The 21,454-nt window shown below is 66.3% G+C and carries 15 protein-coding genes; 9 read left to right on the forward strand and 6 right to left on the reverse strand.

The genetic code is table 11. The features are described 5' to 3' along the window. Positions 1-176: 176 nt before the first annotated feature. The 4 genes from B4A72_RS12230 to B4A72_RS12245 form a co-directional block, all read right to left on the reverse strand. Complete coding sequence (locus tag B4A72_RS12230; protein ID WP_292956587.1) at positions 177-1,658, reverse strand: inorganic phosphate transporter; 1,482 nt, start codon at positions 1,656-1,658, stop codon at positions 177-179. A 70-nt stretch (positions 1,659-1,728) separates the two neighbouring features. Then, complete coding sequence (locus B4A72_RS12235; protein ID WP_292956801.1) at positions 1,729-3,357, reverse strand: Na/Pi cotransporter family protein; 1,629 nt, start codon at positions 3,355-3,357, stop codon at positions 1,729-1,731. 264 nt (positions 3,358-3,621) lie between these two features. Further along, on the reverse strand, positions 3,622-4,503 hold the full coding sequence (locus B4A72_RS12240) for a LysR family transcriptional regulator (protein ID WP_292956584.1): 882 nt from the start codon (positions 4,501-4,503) through the stop codon (positions 3,622-3,624). A 99-nt stretch (positions 4,504-4,602) separates the two neighbouring features. After that, positions 4,603-4,857: a hypothetical protein gene (locus tag B4A72_RS12245; protein ID WP_292956581.1), complete on the reverse strand. Its 255-nt coding sequence runs from the start codon at positions 4,855-4,857 to the stop codon at positions 4,603-4,605. A gap of 345 nt (positions 4,858-5,202) precedes the next feature. On the opposite strand from B4A72_RS12245, the gene B4A72_RS12250 reads away from it, so the two are divergent. Continuing rightward, positions 5,203-8,718: an ExeM/NucH family extracellular endonuclease gene (locus tag B4A72_RS12250; protein WP_292978710.1), complete on the forward strand. Its 3,516-nt coding sequence runs from the start codon at positions 5,203-5,205 to the stop codon at positions 8,716-8,718. A gap of 120 nt (positions 8,719-8,838) precedes the next feature. Here B4A72_RS12250 and B4A72_RS12255 read toward each other — a convergent pair whose 3' ends face one another. Beyond that, a complete protein-coding gene (locus tag B4A72_RS12255) occupies positions 8,839-10,029 on the reverse strand; it encodes a pyridoxal-phosphate-dependent aminotransferase family protein (RefSeq protein ID WP_292956575.1) in 1,191 nt (396 codons plus the stop codon). A 110-nt stretch (positions 10,030-10,139) separates the two neighbouring features. Between B4A72_RS12255 and B4A72_RS12260 the strand changes: the two genes are divergently transcribed. Both B4A72_RS12260 and B4A72_RS12265 read left to right on the forward strand, forming a co-directional pair. Further along, complete coding sequence (locus B4A72_RS12260) at positions 10,140-13,031, forward strand: FAD-binding and (Fe-S)-binding domain-containing protein (protein WP_292978712.1); 2,892 nt, start codon at positions 10,140-10,142, stop codon at positions 13,029-13,031. A gap of 2 nt (positions 13,032-13,033) precedes the next feature. Next, positions 13,034-13,711: a GntR family transcriptional regulator gene (locus tag B4A72_RS12265; RefSeq protein ID WP_292956569.1), complete on the forward strand. Its 678-nt coding sequence runs from the start codon at positions 13,034-13,036 to the stop codon at positions 13,709-13,711. 110 nt (positions 13,712-13,821) lie between these two features. Here B4A72_RS12265 and B4A72_RS12270 read toward each other — a convergent pair whose 3' ends face one another. Continuing rightward, positions 13,822-14,475: a GntR family transcriptional regulator gene (locus B4A72_RS12270; RefSeq protein ID WP_292956566.1), complete on the reverse strand. Its 654-nt coding sequence runs from the start codon at positions 14,473-14,475 to the stop codon at positions 13,822-13,824. Positions 14,476-14,629: 154 nt separating this feature from the next. Here B4A72_RS12270 and B4A72_RS12275 point away from each other — a divergent pair, with 154 nt between their 5' ends. The 6 genes from B4A72_RS12275 (at position 14,630) to B4A72_RS12300 (ending at position 21,328) form a co-directional block, all read left to right on the forward strand. Then, positions 14,630-15,610, forward strand: a complete 981-nt coding sequence (locus B4A72_RS12275; protein ID WP_292956563.1) for a TRAP transporter substrate-binding protein — start codon at positions 14,630-14,632, stop codon at positions 15,608-15,610. A gap of 58 nt (positions 15,611-15,668) precedes the next feature. Beyond that, positions 15,669-16,232: a TRAP transporter small permease gene (locus B4A72_RS12280; protein ID WP_292956560.1), complete on the forward strand. Its 564-nt coding sequence runs from the start codon at positions 15,669-15,671 to the stop codon at positions 16,230-16,232. Further along, a complete protein-coding gene (locus tag B4A72_RS12285; RefSeq protein WP_292956557.1) occupies positions 16,229-17,509 on the forward strand; it encodes a TRAP transporter large permease in 1,281 nt (426 codons plus the stop codon). The genes B4A72_RS12280 and B4A72_RS12285 overlap by 4 nt, the downstream gene beginning before the upstream one ends. Beyond that, on the forward strand, positions 17,506-18,483 hold the full coding sequence (locus B4A72_RS12290) for a sugar phosphate isomerase/epimerase family protein (RefSeq protein WP_292978714.1): 978 nt from the start codon (positions 17,506-17,508) through the stop codon (positions 18,481-18,483). Before B4A72_RS12285 ends, B4A72_RS12290 begins: the two co-directional genes overlap by 4 nt. Beyond that, complete coding sequence (locus B4A72_RS12295; RefSeq protein WP_292956551.1) at positions 18,467-20,185, forward strand: dihydroxyacetone kinase family protein; 1,719 nt, start codon at positions 18,467-18,469, stop codon at positions 20,183-20,185. Before B4A72_RS12290 ends, B4A72_RS12295 begins: the two co-directional genes overlap by 17 nt. Before the next feature lie 102 nt (positions 20,186-20,287). Beyond that, positions 20,288-21,328 (forward strand): 4-hydroxythreonine-4-phosphate dehydrogenase PdxA, encoded by a 1,041-nt coding sequence (locus B4A72_RS12300; protein ID WP_292956548.1) that lies wholly within the window; start codon positions 20,288-20,290, stop codon positions 21,326-21,328. The last annotated feature ends 126 nt before the right edge of the window (positions 21,329-21,454 follow it).

The following is a 21,454-nucleotide window of genomic DNA, read 5'->3' on the forward strand; positions in this document are numbered from 1 at the left end:
CGGCATGAATGGCGGCGCGACGGATCAGAAATCCAACTAGGGTTCCGGATCACGCACGGGAAAACGCATCAGCGACCTTTTCCGGCCTTCGGCAATTTCGGCGCCCGCGGACATGACGCGGGCGCTGATCGGTTTCGGCGGCGACCGCGAAGAATGTCGCGGGCACCGCCAACATATCAGCCGTTGATGGTGCGCATCACGTAGAAGATGATCGCCGACAGCAGGGCCGCGGCGGGAACCGTCACCACCCAGGCGGCACCGATGGTCAGAACATGCGCCCGGCGAACCAGCTTGCGACGACGCCGTTCCTCGGGGTTGACCAGCGGCGCGTCCACGGCCAGCCGTGCGATCCGGGCGCGGCGTTCCGCATCCCATTCGCGAAAGAAGCCCACGCCGAAGACCGCGCCCACCGCGATATGGGTCGAACTGACCGGCAGACCCAGCCAGCTGGCGATGATGACGGTAATCGCGGCCGACAGCGCCACGCAATAGGCCCGCATCGGATTCAGCCTGGTGATCTCGCTGCCCACCATGCGGATCAGTTTGGGGCCGAACAGGAACAGCCCGAAGCTGATTCCGAAGGCGCCGATCAGCATGACCCAGATGGGAATGGTGAACGACTGCCCGACGCTGCCCGAGGCGACGGTCTGCACGATCGCGGCCAAGGGACCGACGGCATTGGCCACGTCATTGGCTCCATGCGCGAAACTGAGCAGCGCGGCCGAGACGACCAGCGGGATCGCGAACAGGACCTTCAGCGACTTGTTGCGGTTCTCGAGGCCCCGCGACTGGCGGGCGATCACCGGGATCATCGCCAGCCAGGTCACGATCCCGATGGCCAGCCCGATCACGATCGAAAGACCCAGCGACACGTCGAACAGATGTTTCAGCCCTTTCAGCGCCAGGTAGGCGGCAAAGGTGCCGGCCATGATGCCGACAAGGCCGGGCACCCAGCGGCGTGCGGCCGCAACCTTGTCGGGCTGATGGATGATCCGGGCCTCGATGAACCACAGGAACGCGGCCGCGATCAGCCCGCCCAGCAAGGGCGAGATGACCCAGCTTGCCGCAATCGTGCCGACCAGCATCCAGTTTACGGCGGCAAAACCGGCGGCGGCGATGCCCGCGCCCATGACGCCGCCGACGACGGAATGCGTGGTCGAGACCGGCGCGCCGATCCAGGTGGCCAGGTTCACCCAGAGCGCCGAGGACAGCAGCGCCGCCATCATGGCCCAGATGAAGATCGTGGTATCGCCCAGCACCTCGGGGGCGATGATGCCCTTTGCGATGGTCGAAACGACATCGCCGCCCGCGATCAGCGCGCCGGCGCTTTCGAAAATGGCGGCGATGATGATCGCGCCGCCCATGGTCAGGGCATTGGCACCGACCGCGGGGCCCATGTTGTTTGCGACGTCGTTGGCCCCGATATTCAGCGCCATATAGGCGCCGAAGACCGCCGCCAGCACCACGATCAGGCCCTGACTGGACTGGCCCAGAAACAGTGCTGCGGCCAGTCCGGCCAGCATGATGAAGACCAGCGCGATACCGGGCCCGACAAGCGGGCGCGCGACATAGGCCGTGGCCAGTTCCAGATTCGAGAACCGGCCCAGATCGCGGTCCAGTGTCTCGAGGTGGCGCGCTTCGAAATCCTTGTCGGCCATGCCGTGCCTTTCCGGTTGTCGCGGGCTGCCTAGGGGGCTTTGCGGGCCAGATCAAGCTTGTCGCACCGCCTCAGCCGGTCTTGAGTCGGCTGTCGATCAGCAGGCCCTCTTCGTCGAGGATCGGATGGGCCACGGCGACGAGATGGGCGTTGATCCGCTTGAGGTCGCGCAGGATGTCCAGATGCAGCGACGAGGTCTGCCGGCTCTGCTCGTGGCCCTCACGCAGGCGGATCAGATGCCGCTGCGCCGATTGCCGCTCCATGTTGCGGATATCGACCTTGACCTCCATCAATTGCCGCGCCAGCGCGCGATCGCCGGTCATGAAGACGGTCTGCGCGGTAGAAAGATTTTCCAGTGTCAGAAGGAACAGCGATTCCAGTTCCTTGTAGCCCGCATCGGAGAATCGCAGGCCAAGACCGGAGCGTTTGCGCAATTCCGCCGCGAGATTCCGGTCGATGATGTCGCCGACATGTTCGAGGTTGACCACGTAATCGATGATGTTGAGCGATCGACGCCGCTCTTGTTCGGTCGCGTTTTGCCCCAGGCGGCTGAGATAGGTCTTGACCTCCTGCTGCCGGCGATCGACGCGATCGTCCAGCGCCTTGACCTCGGCCAGCGGTGCCGTGTCGCTGGTCGAAAAGGCGTTATGTGTCTGGACCAGCATCCGCTGGACAATGTCGCCGATCGCCAGGGCCTCGCGGCTGGCGCCCGCCAGCGCCAGCGCCGGGGTTTCCAGCGCGGCCTCGGTCAGCCATCGCGTGCGGTCGGCGTCCTCGTCCGGCTTGTCCGGCAGCAGACGGCTGACGGCGGACCAGATCAGGCCGCTGAACGGCCAGATCACCGCCGCCAGGGCGATATTCAGCAGCAGATGCGCCTCGACCGCAAGGCCGGTCTGCGGCAGCGGCAGGCGTTCCAGCGCCCTGCCGACCGGACCCGCGAAGGGCAGGATCGCCACGCAGCCCAGGGCGCGCACGACAAGGTTTCCGGCGGTCACGCGCCGGGCGGCTGTCCGCGATGCCAGCGTCGCCAGTACCGGCGGGATCGCGCCGCCCAGATTGGCCCCCAGCACCATCGCGACGGTCAGGCCGGGCGACAGCCCCAGTGTCAGGATCAGCATGATCGCCGCCAGCGACGAGGCGCAGACCGCCGCAAGAGCCGCCGCGATGACCACGGCCACGGGCCAGGCACCGTCCAGCATCGTCAGGAAGGCGCCCATCGTCGGAGAATCGCGCAGCGGTGAGGTCGCATTGTTCAGCAGCGTCAGCGACAACAGCATCAGCCCGACGCCGATCAGTGCAAGACCCGTGCCCGAAATGGCCGGCAATCTCTGCCGCCGCATCACATAGCCGATCAGCAACAGCAGCGGCGACAGGGCCTCGATCCCCGTGGCCACGATCCAGGCAGTCAGGGCGGTGCCGACATTCGCGCCCAGAAGGGCGATCTGCGCCATGCGTCCGCGCACCAGATCGCGTTCGACGAAGGATGCGGTCATCAGCGCGGTCGCCGTCGAGGATTGCAGCGCCAGCGTGGCGACGAGGCCAGAGAAGAAGGCGCGCGGGCCGGTGCGCGTGCCCAGTCCCAGCACCATCTTCAGCCGCACGCCGAAGGCGTCGGTCATCCCCTTGCCCACCAGCCGCAGCGCGAACAGCAGCAAGGCGACCGCGCCGGCAAGCCGGAAGAAGACGATGAACGAATCCATCTGCACGAAACCTTTCCTTCGGACCGGCCGGTCGGCGCCGAAACGCGGCGAACGGCCCGTCCGGCAGCAAGTGTCGCCGTTTCGCGCGGCATACGCAATCAACGCCGGATGGCCTGGCGCAGTTTCGGACGGATTGATCCCGACCGCAGGATAGCGGCGGACCGGTTCGGGTCGTGCCGGCACCACGCCGGTATCGTGCCCACGGGATCAGCGGCCGGAACCGCGGCGCCATGCGACCGAAGACGGCCGGACCCGCGCTTGCCGCTAGACCAGCCGCAGCGACGCGGTGAAATCCAGGAAGCTGCGCATCGCAGCGGTCAGCAACCGGCGCGAAGGATAGACCAGCGAAACGGGAACATCGGGCAGGGCATGATCAGGCATCAGCGGCACCAGCGCCCCGGTTTCCAGTTCGTCGCCAAGTGCGAACAGCGGCAGCAACGCGATTCCCCGCCCCTCGATCGCCATCATTCGCAGCAATTCGCTGTTGTTGGAAGCAAAGGCGATCCGGACCCGCTGGTGGATCAGGACCTTGCCCTGTTGCAGCGGCCAGGTGCCGCTGCCGGGCAGGTTCGAGTAGTGCAGGCAGCGGTGCCGGGTCAGATCTGCCGGAACCTCGGGCGCGCCATGTTCGGCGACATAGCCTGGCGACGCGACCATCACGATCCTGGCCTCGTGAAGCTTGCGCGCGGTCAGGGCGGAATCCGGAAGATGGCCGATCCGGATGACCGCATCGAATCCGCCCGCGATGATGTCGGACCGGCCGTCGTCCAGCATCACCTCCAGTTGCACATGGGGATTGCTCTCGATGAAGCGCAGCAGATGCGGCCGCAACACGTTCAGCGTATACACGATGGGAGAGCCGATCTTCAGCGGACCGACGGGATGATCCGACAGGGCGCGCACGGCCTCGCTGGCCTCGTCGAGCCGGGCCAGAACGTCGCGGACGCGGTTGGCATAGCACTGACCGGCGGCGGTCGGCGTCACCGATCGCGTGGTCCGGTGCAGCAGCCGCGCGCCCAGATCCGCCTCCAGATCAGAGACATGCTTGCTGCACAGGCTTTTGGAGATCGACATCCGCCGCGCCGCGGCGGCAAAGCTGCCCTCGTCGATGATCGCGACGAATGTGCGCAGGATGGCGATGTCCATGATCTTGTTCTGCCCCCGATTGCCACATGGTCGAGGCAGACATGTAGAAAGCCGCCCCTGCATCGGCAAGGGCGGCCCTGGATCCGTCTGAAACGGCGATCAGCGGTCGCTGTTGCCGACCGGCGCTGCGTCCGAAGTGGGGAAGCTGGTGACGGTCAGGATCGTGTCGTCGGGAATCCCGCGATGGCTGAGTTCGCGCGACGACAGCACCTCGTCGGCCTTGACCTCGGCGGTCTGGACGGCCTGGGCGGGGCTGGCGGCCGAGCCCGGACGTTCGTTCTGACCGATATTGGCGGCCTGTGCGGCGCCGGTTGCCAGGGTGGCGGCGATCAATGCAACAAAGAATTTTTTCATGGTCATGTCCTTTCGATTGGCGCGGCATCTTCCGCGTCCTCTGCCAGATCAGATAGGCCTCTCCCGTCCGCGGAATTAGGCCCGATCGGTCGCGCTCTGTGTTCGACATTCCTGCACAATCCCGCGGCGGGCCGATGGCGCCCCGGGGCGGGGGCGCGGACAACCGCTGGTTGGGATGCGAAAGATGTTGCCATCCGCACGGCGAGCCATAAGCTCGGTCTCTCGCGCATGGCCGGACCGGCCGCGGAGATCGGGCTGCCGGCCTGCCGCGTCACGAGACGGTTGCACAGAACTGCTAGCGTTCGGCCTGCGCGGGCAACCGATGGGCTGACAGGGAAAAGACGCATGGCCACCATACCTCACGAAAAAGATTTCGACGCCGACCCTATCGGCAGCCGCGACGCGGCGCTGGCGGCGGAATTCGCCGGTGCTTTCGGCGACGCGGCCGCCGCGGCCCAAGTGGTCGCGCTGAACGAGACCTTTGACAGCGGCGCGGGCTTTTCCACCTCGGCGCCGTTCTTTTCGGATGGCTTGGGCGATTACTTCGGCATTGCCGGAACCGTCGCCGATTTCGGCACGGACCCGACGCCTTCGGCGCTGAAGACCTATGCCGGGGCCGATGGCAGCCACCTGACCGGGATGGATCTGGACGGCGAAGGGGCTGTGCTGCCGATCACCGCGGAATGGTCCGGCATCGACATTTCCGGCCTGTCGGATCTGACCTTCCAGGGCAGATTCGCGGAGTTCTTCGACACTCCGGGCGATATCGACGCGGGCGATCTGCTGATGGTGCAGGCGCGCATCGACGGCGGAGCGTGGCAGACTTTGCTGGCTTTCGTCGGCTCGGACTTCACCTCGGGCAGCTTCAACGGCAATTTCCGGCAGGACACCGATCTGGACGGCAGCGGCGACGGCGCCGTGCTGGCCGACGCCTTCCAGCAATTCACCGCCGCCATCGCCGGCACCGGCAGCGTCATGGACCTGCGCTTCACCGCCAGCCTGGACGCGGGCGACGAGGATTTCGCGGTGGACGATTTCCGCGTCATCGGCACCTCGGGCGGCAATGCCGGCCCGGCCGTGATCGCGCGGGCGGGCGATGGGCTGTCGGTATCCGAAGCCGGACCCACCACCGACAGCTTCACGCTGGAACTGGCGACCATGCCCGCGGCGCCGGTCGAGGTCACCATCGAGGCAGCGGACGGGCAAGGCGAGATCAGCCTGGACGGCAGGACCTTCGGCGCCTCCGCAACCGCGATCCTCGGCGGCACCGACCCGGTCGAGGTGATCGTGCGCGCCGTCGACGACACCATCGACGAGGCCGCGACCCATTCCGGGGCGTTGGGTTTCACCGTCGCCAGCGCCGATCCGGCCTATGACGGGCTGACGATCGCGGATCTGAGCGTCGCGGTCGAAGACGACGACACCACGATCACGCGGATTTCAGCCATTCAGGGCAGCGGTGCAGCCACCGGAATGCCCGGCGCGGAGGTCACCGTCGAGGCGGTCGTGACCGGTATCATCACCAACGCCGCCGGCGCGCAGGTCGGCTATTATCTGCAAGAGGAAGACGGCGACAGCGACGGCGACGCCGCGACCTCGGAGGGAATCTATGTCTATTCCGGCCAGCCGGTCGCGGTGGGTCAGCAGCTTCGGCTGACGGCGGATGTGTCGGAATTCTCGGGCCTGACCGAACTGAGCAATGTCCGCGACCTCGCGGTGCTGCAAACCGGCGTTCCGCTGCCCGCCGTCACCCTGATCACGCTGGGGATGAGCGCCGGTTTCGAGGCCTATGAGGGGATGCGGGTCCAGCTTGTCACCGGCTCGGAGGATCCGCTGACGGTGGTCACGAACTTCAATCTCGACCGCTTTGGCGAGATCCAGGTGGCCGAGGGCAATCTGGTCCAGCCGACGCAGATCTACGACGCCCAGACCCAGGCCGCCGAGATCGAGGCGCTGGCCCGCGCAAACGCCGCCGGGCGCCTGACCATCGACGACAGCTCGACCGCGCAGAACCGCGACACGATCACGATGATCGATTCCGGCGACGGCACGCCGCTGACGGCGGCCGATCCGCTGACCGCAGAGGGGCCGACGCTGCGACTGGGCAGCCAGTTGCCCGATGTCACCGGGATCATGGATGAACGCTACGGCGGCTATCGCATCCAGGTGGATGCGCCGCTGCAGGTGATCGCGGACACGGGTCAGCGCCCGGCCGAGCGGCCCGATGTCGGCGGCGACCTTCAGATGGCCAGCTTCAACGTGCTGAACTATTTCACCACGCTGGATGTGGCAGGCGCGGGCACCGGGCCGAACGGCGACCTGGACCCCCGCGGTGCGACCACGGCCGAGGATCTGGTCCGCCAGACCGACAAGCTGGTCGCCGCGATCACCCGGATGGATGCCGAGGTCCTGGCCCTTCAGGAGATCGAGAATAACGGCTTTGGCGAGGACAGCGCCATCGCCACGCTGGTCGATGCGCTGAACCGGGCCGAGGGCGCGGATGTCTGGGCCTTCGTCGATCCCGGCACCGGCTTCGTGGGCACCGATGCGATCACCACCGGCATCATCTATCGTGCCGATCAGGTTGCGCTGAAAGGCTCGGCCGTGCTGGATTACACCGAATCCACCGCCGCGACGACGTGGGATATCGTCCGCCAGATCCAGGAAAGCACCGGCGATTTCGTCGGCGATTTCGACCGCAACCGCCCCTCGATGGCCGCCAGTTTCGAGGCCGCGGATGGCGGCGGGATCACGGTGGTCGCGAACCACCTCAAATCCAAGGGCGCCAGCGGTCTCGACAGCCTGCTGGACGCGGCGATGGCGGCCGATGTCGATCCCGCGCTGATCGAGGCACTGCGCAACGATCCGAATTTCGATCAGGGCGACGGCCAGGGCTTCTGGAACGGCGTTCGCCAAGAGGCCGCGGCAGAGCTGACGCGCTGGATCGCCACCGATCCGACCGGCGCCGGCAGCATCGAAAACGTGCTGCTGCTGGGTGATCTGAATTCCTACGCCATGGAAGACCCGGTTCAGGCGCTGAAACAGGCCGGTCTGACCGATCTCGCCGGCGCATATCTGGGCCAGGAGGCTTATTCCTACGTCTTCGACGGCCAGCGCGGCACGCTGGATTACGGGCTGGCCTCGCAGGGGTTGCTGGACAATGTCACCGGCGTCGCCGAATGGCATATCAACGCCGACGAGCCCGATCTCTTTTCCTATTCCTCGGCCTTCAACAACGCCGGCTTCTACAATGCCGATCCCTTCGCGGTATCCGATCACGAGCCGATCCTGGTCGGCGTGACGCTGGACAAGCCCGTCCGGACCGTCGTCACGGGCGTCGATTTCGGCGGCGGCTGGCGGTTCTTCGATCGAATCTCCTATTCCGAGGACGGCGAAACCGTCGCCCGCCAGGTCGTGCCACCCATCGCCCGCGGCCTCGACATCAAGGGTTCGGACATCTCCATCTCGGCCGAGGGAACCAGGTTCGGCCTGCTGACTTTCGCCGGCGAGGGGCTGGGCATCTATGCGCCGCTGTCGGATCGGATCTGGAAATCCGAGGCCCACCGCATCGACGGACCCGAGGCGCTGCGTGTCAGCATGGATGACGGCGGCCGCCTGACCGACGCGACCGGAATCGCGCTGGATCTGACGGGTTTCGGCGGCAGGGGCCAGATACGGCTTGCCTTCTACGACGACGGTGCGGCGGTCGACGAAATCCTGCTGAAGCCGGCCGACCGGATCGATTACGAGGCAGCGGCCGCCTTTGACGAGGTGGTCCTGTCGGCGACGGGCAAGCTGGGTTTCGAGATCGCGGGAATCGACATGGCCCGGATCGAGGATGACAGCTTCGATTTCGTCTGACCGGAACCGGAAAACGGCACAGCCGGAGGGCGGATCCTGTCGTGGATACCGGCCTCCGGTTCGCGGGTCCGGCGAGGTTCAGGGACCCGGCGGCGCCCCCGAACTCCCCGGACGCGCGTGCTATTCGGCGGCGATACCGGGCGCCGCCAGATCGTCCAGAACCGCCATCGCGGCCTCGACCCCGCCATCGCGATGGGGCACCCCGGCCTTGCGCAGGCCCAGTTCGACCCCGGTCAGGGTTCCCGCCAGCGTCAGGTCGTTGAAATCGCCCAGATGGCCGATCCGGAACACCTTGTCGGCGACCCTGGACAAGCCGTTGCCCAGCGAGATGTCGTAATGTTTCAGCGCCACCTTGCGGAAGGCATCGGCGCTGTGGCCCTGGGGCATCATCACGGCGGTCAGCACACCGCTTTCCTGCCCCTGCTGGCGGCACAGCACCTCCAGCCCCCAGTGGCGCACCGCCGCGCGGGTCGCCGCGCCGTGCCGTTGATGGCGGGCAAAGACGTTTTCCAGCCCTTCGTCGCGCAGCATCGAGATCGCCTCGTTCAGCCCGAACAGCATGTTCGTCGCCGGCGTATAGGGGAAATAGCCGGTCGCGTTGCTGGCCTTCATGTCGCGCCAATCCCAGTAGGATCGTGGCATCCCGCCCGTCTCGGACACTGCCATCGCCCTGGCGCTGACCGCGTTGAAGGCGATGCCCGGCGGCAGCATCAGCCCCTTCTGCGAACCCGACACCGCCACGTCGACGCCCCATTCGTCAAAGCGGAAATCGATCGAGGCCAGCCCCGAGATCGTATCGACCATCAGCAGCGCCGGATGCCCCGCCGCGTCGATGGCCGCCCGCACCTGCGCGATCGGCGAGACCGAGCCCGTCGAGGTCTCGTTGTGGACGACGCAGACGGCCTTGATCTCGTGCGCCTTGTCCCTGCGCAGATGCGCCTCGATCGCCTCGGGATCGGCGCCGCCGCGCCAGTCGCCCTCGATGAATTCGGGGCGCAGGCCCAGTTTTTCGGCCATCTTCTTCCACATCGCGGCGAAATGACCGGTTTCATACATCAGCACCCGGTCGCCTTTGGCCAGGACATTGACCAGGGCCGCCTCCCATGCGCCGGTGCCCGAACATGGATAGATGACGACATCCTGTGCGGTCTTGAATACCCATTTCATTCCCTCCAGCGCCGCCTGTCCGACAGCGGCGAAATCGGGGCCGCGATGGTCGATCACCTGGGCGGAAATCGCGCGCAACACGCGGTCGGGGACCGGGCTGGGGCCCGGAATCTGCAGAAAATGGCGTCCTGCGCGATGTGACATGCGTTTTCTCCCTTCGCGGCATCCTGCCGCTTCCAAATGCCTTTTTAATTTTGCATTATGTATCCAATTCGGGTAGCCCGAAGTCAATAACCAAGTCGAAAGGGTCGCCCATGCTGGATCAGGCGCTGCGCAGGGAGTTTTCGGGCGAAATCCTGTTCGACACGTTTTCGCGCGGCCGCTATTCCACCGATGCGTCCTTCTACCAGATCATGCCGCAGGGCGTGGCGATCCCGCGCGGGTTTGCGGATGTCGAGGCCGCGCTGGCCGTCGCCCGCGATGCCGATGTGCCGGTCACCGGACGCGGCGGCGGCACCTCGCAATGCGGGCAGACGATCAATTCGGGGCTGATCCTCGACAATTCGGTGCATTTCAACCGCATCCTGGAACTGGATCCCGCGAACCGCCGCGTCGTGGTGGAACCGGGCATCGTTCTGGACGATCTGAACCGGGCGCTGAAACCGCACGGGCTGTGGTTTCCGGTCGATGTCTCGACCGCATCGCGCGCCACGATCGGCGGGATGGCGGCCAACAATTCCTGCGGCGGGCGGTCGCTGCGATACGGCACGATGCGCGACAACGTGATCTCGATCGAGGCGATCATGGCCGACGGCACCCTGGCGCAGTTCGGGCCGGTCGGGCCGAGGGGCGGGCCGTCCGACGCGCTGGTGGATCCGCTTCTGGCGATGGGTCGCGACCATGCGGCGCTGATCGAGGCGCGGATTCCGAAACTGACCCGGCGGGTCGGCGGCTACAACATCGATGCACTGGTGCCCAAGAACCGACCCGTCAACCTGTCCCACCTGCTGGTCGGCAGCGAGGGCACGCTGGCCTATTTCACCCGGATCGAACTGAAGTTGTGGCCGCTGGTTGGCCAGCGCGTGCTGGGCGTGTGCCATTTCCCCAGCTTCTATCAGGCGATGGACGCCACCCAGCATCTGGTTGCGCTGAACCCGCTATCGGTCGAGCTGGTGGACAACACGATGATCGGCCTGTCACGGCAGATCCCGATGTTCCGTCCCACCATCGAGCAATTCGTCAAGGGCGATCCCGCCGCCCTGCTGCTGGTCGAATTCGACGAAGGCGACGCCGCCGCCAATGCCGAAAAGCTGCGGCTGCTGGACGAACGCATGGCCGATCTGGGCTTTGACTGGCGCGCCGAGGGCAAGGGCTGGGGCGGCGTGGTCCCGATCGCCGACCAGCGCCTTCAGGGCCAGATCGCCGAGGTCCGCAAATCCGGGCTGAACATCATGATGTCGATGAAGCAAGAGGGCAAGCCCGTCTCCTTCGTCGAGGATTGCGCCGTCGAACTGCCCGATCTGGCGGAATACACGCGCGAGCTGAGCGCGGTCTTCGAACGCCACGGCACCAGGGGAACGTGGTATGCCCATGCCTCGGTCGGCTGCCTGCATGTGCGGCCGGTGCTGAACCTGAAACTGGACGCCGATGTCAAACGGATGCGCGCGATCGCCGAGGAAGCCTTTGCGCTGGTATCGAAATACAAGGGGTCGCATTCGGGCGAACATGGCGACGGGATCGTGCGGTCGGAATTTCACGAGCGCATGTTCGGGACCGAAATCACCACGCTGTTCCGCGAGGTCAAGGACCGGTTCGACCCGGATCGCCGCTTCAATCCCGGCAAGATCGTCGATGCGCCGAAGATGGATGACCGCCGCCTGTTCCGCTTTGCGCCCGGCTATACGGTGGCGCCGCTGAAGACCGAATTCGACTGGTCGGCATGGCCCGGCGCCGGCGGCGGGTTTCAGGGCGCGGTCGAGATGTGCAACAACAACGGCGCCTGCCGCAAGCTGGCGGGCGGGACGATGTGTCCGTCCTATCGCGTCACCCGTCACGAACGCGACGTGACTCGCGGTCGGGCCAACACGCTGCGGCTGGCGATCTCGGGCCAGCTTGGCCCCGATGCGCTGACATCGGACGCGATGGCCGATACGCTGGCCCTGTGCGTGTCCTGCAAGGGCTGCAAGCGCGAATGCCCGACCGGCGTGGACATGGCCCGCATGAAGATCGAGGTTCTCGCCGCCCGCGCCCGCAGCAACGGTCTGACGCTGCATGACCGGCTGGTGGCCTATCTGCCGCGCTATGCGCCGGTGGCCGCGCGGCTGCACTGGCTGATGAACCTGCGCAACCGCCTGCCGCTGCTGGCGCGGCTGATGCAGCGGCCGACCGGCTTTTCCGCCGCGCGCGCCCTGCCCCACTGGTCCGCTCGCCCCTTCCGCGATGCCGAGGCGCAAGGGGCGGATGCCGATATCGTGCTGTTCGCCGATCCGTTCAATCGCTGGTTCGAGCCCGAGAACCTGCGTGCCGCGGTCCGGGTTCTGAACGCGGCCGGCAGGCGCGTGACGGTGGCCCGGCCGCTGGATGGCGGACCGCCGCTGCAATGTGGCCGCACGCTGCTGTCGGCCGGACTGGTCGACGAGGCCCGGACCGAGGCCCGCCGACTGATCGACGCGCTGTTGCCCCATATCCGTGCCGGGCGCAGCATCGTCGGGCTGGAGCCGTCCAGCCTGCTGACGCTGCGCGACGAAATTCCCGCGATGCTGCCGGGCGACGACACGGCACAGATCGCCGGCGCCGCGCTGATGTTCGAGGAATATGTCGCCGCCGAACACGAGGCCGGGCGGTGGAGTCTGCCGCTGCGCCCGCCCGGTGTTCCGGTCCTGCTGCACGGCCATTGCCATCAGAAGGCGTTGGATGTCATGCCCGCGATCCACAAAGCGCTGGCTTTGCTGCCCGAAACCGATATTCAATTGATCGAGACCAGCTGCTGCGGCATGGCCGGATCCTTCGGCTATGGACTGGAAACCGAGGCGATCTCGCGCCAGATGGGGGAACTGAGCCTGTTTCCCGCCATCCGCGCCGCGCCCGGCGATGCGATCATCGTGGCGGACGGCACCTCGTGCCGCCACCAGATCGCGGACGGGACCGGGCGCAGGGCGATTCACGTCGCCCGGCTTTTCGAACTTGCGCTCCAGGAGGCGCGTTGACGATGAACCTTTCCGCGACCCAGTTGAAGCGTCGCCCGCTGCACGAGGAACTGACCGAATCGCTGCGAAAGCTGATCGTGTCGGGCGAGTTGCAGCCCGGCCGCAAAGTGCCCGAAAAGGAATTATGCGAGCTTTACGGCGTCTCGCGGACGCCCCTGCGCGAGGCGCTGAAGGTGCTGGCGACCGACGGGCTGGTCAATCTGGAACCCAATCGCGGCGCCTGGGTCAGCCGCATCACGGTCGAGGAACTGGACGAATTGTTCCCGGTCATGGGCGCGCTGGAGGCGCTGGCGGGCGAACTGGCCTGCAAGCACATTACCGACGACGAGATCGCGCAGGTCCGCGCCCTGCACGACCGGATGTTCGCCCATTACACGGCGCGCGAGCTTGAGGCCTATTTCAAGCTGAACCAGCAGATCCATGAGACGATCCTGGCGGCCGCCCGCAACGCCACGCTGACGGTGCAGTATGGCACCCTGGCAGCGCGGGTGCGACGCGGACGCTACATGGCCAACATGACCCGCGAACGCTGGGATCAGGCCATGAAGGAACACGAGGACATTCTGGACGCACTTCAGGCCCGCGACGGCGGGCGGCTGGCGGTGATCCTGCGCGAGCATATGGAAAAGACCAGCGTGACCCTGCGCGAATGGCTGCTGTCTTCGCCCGACGAGGGTTAGGGCACCCGCATCTTCGAACCCGGGACCATGACCGGCTCTCGGTCCGTCCACGCGGCGTGAACGGATCGCAGGTTTCGGCGGGGCAGCGATAACGGGTCCAATGATCTGGTCTATATGCTGTCCTTGACGCGCTCCCACGTCCGGCCGAGATGGTCGGACATGGCGTCGCCAAGCCGCTTGCCGTCCCGATCCTTCAACGCCGCGACCATCTCTTCGTGATCGGCAACCGCGCCGGCCCATGATTCCGGTTTCTGGTTGCCGATATAGCGGATGCGCTTCAGCCGTGCCTGGATATTGGCCTGCATGTCCTGCAGCGTCGTGTTTTTCGACAGTTCGGCCAGCCGCGAGTGAAATTCCTGGTTCAGCTTGTAATAAGGCAGACGGTCGCGCTGGCGGTAACATTCCATCATCCGCTGGTGCAGATCCACAAGCGCCTGGATCTGTTCGTCGCCGGCCCGCGCACAGGCCAGTTCGCCGGCCAGCCGTTCAAGATGCGCCAGCACCTCCAGCATCGAAAAGACATCCTCGCGCGTCAGCTTGCGCACGATGCTGCCTTTCGACGGGCGAACGATCACCAGCCCCTCGGCGGCGAGTGTGCGCAGGGCTTCGCGGAACGGCGTGCGAGAGACCTCCAGTTCCTCGATCAGACGGGCCTCGTCGATTCGGCTGCCGGGCTCCAGAACGCCCTCGATGATCAGGTCCCGCACCCGACTGACGACCTGATCGTGAAGAGAACGATTTGTGATCGCGATGTTGGCCGTCATCCTGGAACCTTCACCTTTTCCTGAATTTCAAAGGCTTATGAGATCATGGCGCAGTGTAGCAAGAAAAGGATTGCTGGTCGATACCTTGCGCATGTATACAAAATACATCGATCGAATATGCAGTTCTGCATGTTCTGGGAGGAGGAGACAGCACATGAAAACCTTTCGGAAAAGCGCCGCCGGCCTGATGGTTTGCGCCGTGACGATGGCCGCGGCACCGGTCGCGGCCGAGACCTACATCGTGGCGGTGGGGGCCGCCTCGAACAGCTTGCAGGGTCGCAGCGCGGCGAAGTTCGCCGAGGATCTGCAGGCCCGGCTGGGTGATGCCGACAAGGTCGAATTCTATGCCGACGGCCAGCTGGGCGACGAGAAGGAACTGGTCCAGAAGCTGCGGCTGGGCACGGTGCAGTTCACGCTGGTATCGTCGATCATGACCAATTTCTTGCCGGAATTCGCATTGTTCGACATGCCGTTCCTGGTTCGGGACCGGGCCCATCTGAGGGCCATCGACGCCCAGATCATCCAACCCGATTTGGCGCCGAAGCTTGACGAGAAAGGCCTGCACCTGATTTCGACATGGGAGAACGGTTTTCGCCAGATCACCAACAACACGCGGCCGATCAACACCCCCGAGGATCTTGCGGGACTGAAGATCCGCACGCCGTCGTCGGAATGGCGGGTCGCGATGTTCAAGGAATGGGGCGCGAACCCGACGCCGATGGCCTTCTCCGAGGTGTTCGTCGCCCTGCAGACCGGAACGATGGACGGTCAGGAAAACCCTTTGACCAACATCGTCGGCGCGAATTTTCAGGAGGTGCAGAAATATCTCAGCCTCACGGACCACGTCTATTCGCCCACTTATCTGACCAGCGGGGCCGAGACATGGGCGGGCCTGCCCGACGACGTGAAAACGGCCGTGTCCGAAATCGCGGACGAGGTCCAGGATTGGTCGCTCGCCGAGGGCGAGAAGGCGGATGGCACGCTGGTCGAGAAGGTCAAGGCGGCGGGGGTCGAGGTGAACGACGCCGACAAGGCCGCTTTCGTCGCGGCCTCGCAACCGATCTACGATGCTTTCGCTCAGCAGGTTCCGGGTGGGGCCGATCTGGTCTCGAAGGCACAGGCGCTGGCCAAGTAGGACCGCCTCGCGGTCGGCGCGCGGCTGTCGTGCCGACCGTCTCGCGCAGGAGCACCCCATGATTGTCCAGACAGAGAAGATCCTGCTCCGGCTGATCGAGTCGATCTGCCTTGTCCTGTTGGTCGTGCTGGCCGTCGCCGTCGTCTATTCGACCACCATGCGCTATCTGGGCTCGTCACCCTCGTGGTATGACGAGGTCGCAAGCGTGCTGCTGGCATGGCTGACCTATTTCGGCGCCACCTATGCCGTGTTCACGCGGTCGCATATGGGCTTTGCAGGGCTGGTCGCTGCATTGCCGCGCGGGCCTGCCGTGGCGCTGGCCATCCTGTCGGAAATGCTGGTGGTCGCCTTCTTCGCGCTTGTCGCATGGTACGGCTATGCGGTGCTGAGGGTCGCGGCCTTCGATTCGCTGCTCAGCCTGCCATGGCTGACGCTGGATATCGTGCAATCCGTCATCCCGATTTCCGCCGTGCTGATGATCCTTGGCACCCTGATGACGATGCCGCGCGCGATCCGCGATGCGGCACGCGGCATCGACCGCGAACACGCCGAGATCGAACATGCCATCGCCGAGGCCGAGAAGGAAGCCGAGGCCCTGTCCCGCAAGGAGGACAGGCCGTGACCCTGCTTCTGACCACCGCCGCCCTGATCTTGCTGATCCTGATCAACGTGCCCATCGCGATCGCCATCGGCATCGTGTCCGTCGGCGGCTTCTACCTGACCTCGGGCAGCGCCCGTTTCTACGACATGGCGATCGCGCTGTATTCTGGCGCAACCTCGTTTCCGCTGATCGCGATCCCGCTGTTCATCCTGGCGGGCAACCTGATGAACACATCGGGCATCTCGGTCCGGCTGATCAACTTCGTCACCGCGCTGATCGGCTTCGTGCGCGGCGGGCTGGGCATGGTCAATATCGGCGTCTCGATGGTCTTCGCCGAGATTTCGGGATCGGCTGTCGCCGATGTGGCGGCGACCGGCACCGTGCTCATCCCCGAGATGAAGAAACGCGGCTATTCCCGCACGCTGGCGGCGGCGATCACCTCGTCCTCGGCCTCGCTGGCAATCATCATTCCGCCCTCGATCCCGATGATCCTTTACGGCGCCATCGCCGAGACCTCGGTGCTGAAGCTGTTCGTCGCAGGTATCGTTCCCGGCATCCTGGGCGGCGGGCTTTTGATGCTGGTCACCTATATCCTGGCGATCCGCTACGACCTGCCGCGCGCCGAGGGCTTTGATCCGTGTCACGTCTGGAAAAGCTTGAAAGAGGCCTTCTGGGCGCTGACCATGCCGGTCATCATTCTGGGCGGCATCTTCTCGGGCGTGGTGACGGCGACCGAGGGGGCCGGACTGGCCGTTCTTGCCGCGCTGATCATCGGCATCTTCATCTATCGCGATCTGGACCTGAAAAGGTTGCGCAGCACGATGCTGGAAGGGGTCAGCCAGACCGGCGTGGTCATGCTGCTGGTCGCCACCTCGGCGGCATTGGGGCTGTTTCTGACCCAGGCGCAGGTGCCACAGCAACTGGCGGCGCAGATCACGCAGATGACGACAAATCCGCTGATCGTTCTGGCGCTGCTGAACCTGCTGCTGCTGGTGCTGGGGATGTTTTTGCATGGCGCGGCCGCGATCATCCTCGTCGTGCCCGTGGTCATGCCGCTGGTCAACGCCGTGGGGATCGATCCGGTCCATTTCGGCATCATGGTGACGCTGAACCTTGCCATCGGCCAGCAGACGCCGCCGGTCGCATCGGTCCTGATCACCTCCTGCTCGATCGCCAGGTCTGGCATCTGGGAAACCTCGCGCACGAACCTGCCCTTCATCGGCGTGCTGGCCTTCGTCCTGCTGCTGGTCACCTATGTCCCGTCGGTATCGCTGGCCCTGACAGAGTATATCAAATGACCTCCGCAATCCTGCAGACCGGCCGGCCGCGCTGGTCACCTTCGGACTGGCCCATCGCCGCCGCGATGATCCCGTTTCCCGCGACGCTGCCGGACGGGCGATCGGTGCAGGAGGCGGGCCCCGTTGCCTGGGCGGCCAGCCTGTCCGAGGTCGCGGCCGCAGGCTTCGTCGCCGTCGATCCGACGGATTCGTGGCTGCGCGTTGCCGATCTGGAGGCGCCCATGCGCGCCGAGTTCATGGCGATCTGCCGCGGTCTTGGTCTGGCTGTGCCCGCCATCTCGACCGCGCGCCGCAGCGTGATCGACCCCGATCACGGTGACGCGAATCTGGCCTATTGCCACCGCGTCATCGACACGGCGGCGGAACTGGGCGCGGGCTGGGTCAGTATCGGCCTGTTCGGCCCGCTGACACGGGCGCAGCAGGACGCGACATGGTTCTGGACCCAGCCCGGCCCCCGCAACCCGGCCGATCCCGAAACCTACCGGCTGGCGCTGGATCGTGTGCGCGAGCTGGCGGGTCACGCCGGGCGCAGCGGCATCCAGCTGTCGCTGGAGATGTATGAGGATACCTATCTGGGCACCGGCGAAGGCGCCGCGCGCTTCATGACCGATCTCGATCATCCGGCCGCGAGGCTGAACATCGACATCGGAAATCTGGTCCGCCTGCATCGCCCGGTCGAGCCCTGGACCCGGATGATCGCGCGATGCGCCCCCTTCGCGGGCTATTGGCATGTCAAGAACTACTACCGCATGGAAGACAGCGCCACCGGTCGGGCCATGAGCCATCCGGCGCCGTTGCTGGGCGGCACGATCAACTGGCGGGCGGCAATCAACATGGCGCTGGATCTGGGTTTCGACAGCCCGTTTCTGGTCGAACATTACGGCGGCGACGGGCTTTGGATCTGCGCACGCAACCGGGATTATATCCGCGACATTCTGACCGAGAGGAGGCGCCGCGATGACAAGGATCTTTGACGACCCCGAAGACTTCGCGGCAACCGCGCTGGCAGGTTTCTGTTCGGCCAATCGCGACCGCGTGGCGGCGGTGCCGCATGGCGCGGTGCGGGCCGCGCCGGGCGCCGAGGGCAAGGTGGCGCTGGTGATCGGCGGCGGCTCCGGCCATTACCCGGCCTTTCTGGGATATGTGGGCGCCGGCCTTGCCGATGCCGCGGTCGCCGGCGACGTCTTCGCCTCGCCCTCGACCAGCGCCGTGGCGGGCGTGGCGCGCGCTGCCGATCGTGGCGGCGGCGTGATCCTGGGCTTTGGGAATTATGCGGGCGATGTGCTGAATTTCGGCGCCGCCGCCCGGCGGTTGCAGGACGAGGGCATCGACGCGCGCATCCTTGCCGTCACCGACGACGTGGCCAGCGCCCCCGCGGATCAGCGCGACAAGCGGCGCGGCGTGGCGGGCGATCTTCCGGTCTTCAAGATCGCGGGGGCGGCCGCGGAGGAAGGCATGGATATCGACGCCGTGGTTTCCGTGGCACAGGCCGCGAATGCCGCCACGGTCTCGTTCGGCATGGCCTTCGCCGGCTGCACGCTGCCGGGTCAACCAGGGCCGCTGTTCACCGTCGATGACGGTTTCGTGGCCCTTGGCCTCGGCATCCACGGAGAACCCGGCACCCGCACCGAAGCCATGGTTGCGGCGGCCGATCTGGCCCGGATGCTGCTGACGCCGCTGCTGGCCGAACGCCCGGACGGGCATGACGGGCGCGTCGCCGTCGTCCTGAACGGGCTGGGTTCGACCAAATACGAAGAACTGTTCGTGATCTGGCATCATCTCTCGGGCCTGATGCAGCAAGAAGGGCTGGCCATCGTCGAACCCGAGGTCGGCGAATTCGTGACCAGCCTCGACATGGCCGGCTGTTCGCTGTCGATCACCTGGCTGGACGATGATCTGGAACGGCTGTGGCGCGCCCCGGCCGACGCCCCGGCCTTTCGCAAGGGCGCGGTCGAACCGCGTCGTGCCGAGGCGCCGGTTGTCGCCGACATTATGCGCGAGATTCCGCAGGGCGGGACCGCATCGCGGGGCACGGCCGTCTGCATAGCCGACCTGATCGAGGCGCTGGCCGCGTCTCTGGCCGAAGCGGAAGAAATGCTGGGCCGCATCGACGCGCAGGCCGGCGACGGCGATCACGGGCAGGGCATGGCGCGCGGGTCGCGGGCCGCGGCCAGCGCCGCGCGCCACGCCGCGGCTTCCGGTGCCGGCGCCGCCACGACACTGGGCCTTGCCGGCGACGCCTGGGCGGATCGCGCCGGCGGCACGTCGGGGGCGCTGTGGGGCGTGGCCTTGCGGGCCTGGGGCTCTGCCCTTGGCGATGCGGATGCGGCCCGCGCGGCCGATGTGGGCCGGGGCGCCGAGGCCGCGCTGACGGCGATCACCGATCTGGGCGGGGCCCGGCCGGGCGACAAGACGCTGGTCGACGCCATGGTGCCCTTCGTCGAGGCTTTGGGCGCCGGCATCACGGCAGGGCTGGACCTTGCCCAGGCATGGTCGAAGGCGGCGGACCGCGCAACCCTTGCCGCCGAGGGCACTGCGAAGCTGCGCCCAAGGCTGGGCCGCGCGCGTCCGCTGGCCGAACGCAGCCTGGGTCATCCCGACGCGGGCGCAACCTCGCTGGCGCTGTGTGCAAGGGTCGTCGCGGACCGGCTTTCGACCCGCCGTCGGCAAGTCTGACAGCGACGGAAAGACAGGGATCGGGCCGGCGCCCGTGGCGGCCCCTGCGAAGACGACATCCGCGCGCGGTGAAACGCGCGTCAACATGAGAAGGGGCCGAAGATGCGGCTGGCATTGGCGATCGGAGATGCGGGGGGCGTGGGGCCGGAACTGGCCGCGAAACTGTTGACCCACCAGGACATGCGGGATCGGGACGTGATCGTGCTGGGCGACGCGCGGCTGCTGGGCTTGGGCGCGCGGCACGGGGGCCTCGACCTTGATCTGCCGACTGTCGCGGCGGCGGACCTGCCCGATCGGCTGCCCGCGGGAAAGGTCATGGTCGATCTGGGGAATTGTCCGCCGGGCGATCTGACGCTGGGGCGCTCGAGCCAAGGGGCCGGGGCGGCCTCGCTGCAGAATTTCGCCGCGGCCCTGCGTCTGGCGCAGGCGGGCGTGGCGGATGCGGCGATGTTCACGCCCTTCAACAAGCATTCGATGCGACTGGCGCGGCCCGCCTATGTCGATGAGATCGGTTTTATCGACGCGACGCTGGGGGCGGATCGCAGCGGGCGCGAATTCAACGTGCTGGAAGAGGTGTGGAACGCCCGCGTCACCTCTCATATTCCGCTGCGCGAGGTTGCGGCCAGCCTCAGCGCCGAGCGCATCCTGTCCAGCATCCGCCTGACCGTCACGGTGATGGAGGGCGCCGGAAAGCCGGCCCCGCGCATCGGCGTCGCCGCGCTGAACCCCCATGCGGGCGACGGACGCAATTTCGGCGAAGAGGACGAGGATATCATCGCCCCCGCCATCGAGGCGGCGCGGGCCGAGGGGCTGGATGTCGCCGGTCCGATACCGTCGGACACAGTGTTCGTGCGGGCGACGCGGGGCGAGTTCGACGCGGTGCTGACGATGTATCATGACCAGGGCCAGATCGCGATGAAGCTGATGGGCTTTGATCGTGGCGTGACCCTGATCGCGGGCTACGGCTTTCCGATCGTGACCCCCGCGCATGGCACCGCCTACGACATCGCCGGACGCGGCAAGGCCGATCTTGGGGCGACGCTGGCAGCGGCGCGGCTCGGCCTGGCGCTGGCCAGGTTGAATCCCGGCCGTTCCGGCACAGGCCACCTCGCCGACAATTGGGCGACCGACCCCGTACGCTGACGGCGGAAGCCTGCGCTGACCAGGCCGAACCAACCGTTTCCCTGCGGCTCATCCGTCACGGCGATGAAGAACGCGCCGATACCGTGGCCTGTCAGGCCACGGCAAGGACGCGGAACTTCGCAGCAG

Origin of the sequence: Paracoccus sp. UBA5162, assembly GCF_002413585.1 — a bacterium.
GTDB lineage: Bacteria > Pseudomonadota > Alphaproteobacteria > Rhodobacterales > Rhodobacteraceae > Paracoccus.

Coding starts and splice junctions, on each gene's coding strand:
- B4A72_RS12230 (WP_292956587.1), bottom strand. CDS start 1,658: ATGGCCGACAAGGATTTCGAAGCGCGCCACCTCGAGACACTGGACCGC.
- B4A72_RS12235 (WP_292956801.1), bottom strand. CDS start 3,357: ATGGATTCGTTCATCGTCTTCTTCCGGCTTGCCGGCGCGGTCGCCTTG.
- B4A72_RS12240 (WP_292956584.1), bottom strand. CDS start 4,503: ATGGACATCGCCATCCTGCGCACATTCGTCGCGATCATCGACGAGGGC.
- B4A72_RS12245 (WP_292956581.1), bottom strand. CDS start 4,857: ATGAAAAAATTCTTTGTTGCATTGATCGCCGCCACCCTGGCAACCGGC.
- B4A72_RS12250 (WP_292978710.1), top strand. CDS start 5,203: ATGGCCACCATACCTCACGAAAAAGATTTCGACGCCGACCCTATCGGC.
- B4A72_RS12255 (WP_292956575.1), bottom strand. CDS start 10,029: ATGTCACATCGCGCAGGACGCCATTTTCTGCAGATTCCGGGCCCCAGC.
- B4A72_RS12260 (WP_292978712.1), top strand. CDS start 10,140: ATGCTGGATCAGGCGCTGCGCAGGGAGTTTTCGGGCGAAATCCTGTTC.
- B4A72_RS12265 (WP_292956569.1), top strand. CDS start 13,034: ATGAACCTTTCCGCGACCCAGTTGAAGCGTCGCCCGCTGCACGAGGAA.
- B4A72_RS12270 (WP_292956566.1), bottom strand. CDS start 14,475: ATGACGGCCAACATCGCGATCACAAATCGTTCTCTTCACGATCAGGTC.
- B4A72_RS12275 (WP_292956563.1), top strand. CDS start 14,630: ATGAAAACCTTTCGGAAAAGCGCCGCCGGCCTGATGGTTTGCGCCGTG.
- B4A72_RS12280 (WP_292956560.1), top strand. CDS start 15,669: ATGATTGTCCAGACAGAGAAGATCCTGCTCCGGCTGATCGAGTCGATC.
- B4A72_RS12290 (WP_292978714.1), top strand. CDS start 17,506: ATGACCTCCGCAATCCTGCAGACCGGCCGGCCGCGCTGGTCACCTTCG.
- B4A72_RS12295 (WP_292956551.1), top strand. CDS start 18,467: ATGACAAGGATCTTTGACGACCCCGAAGACTTCGCGGCAACCGCGCTG.
- B4A72_RS12300 (WP_292956548.1), top strand. CDS start 20,288: ATGCGGCTGGCATTGGCGATCGGAGATGCGGGGGGCGTGGGGCCGGAA.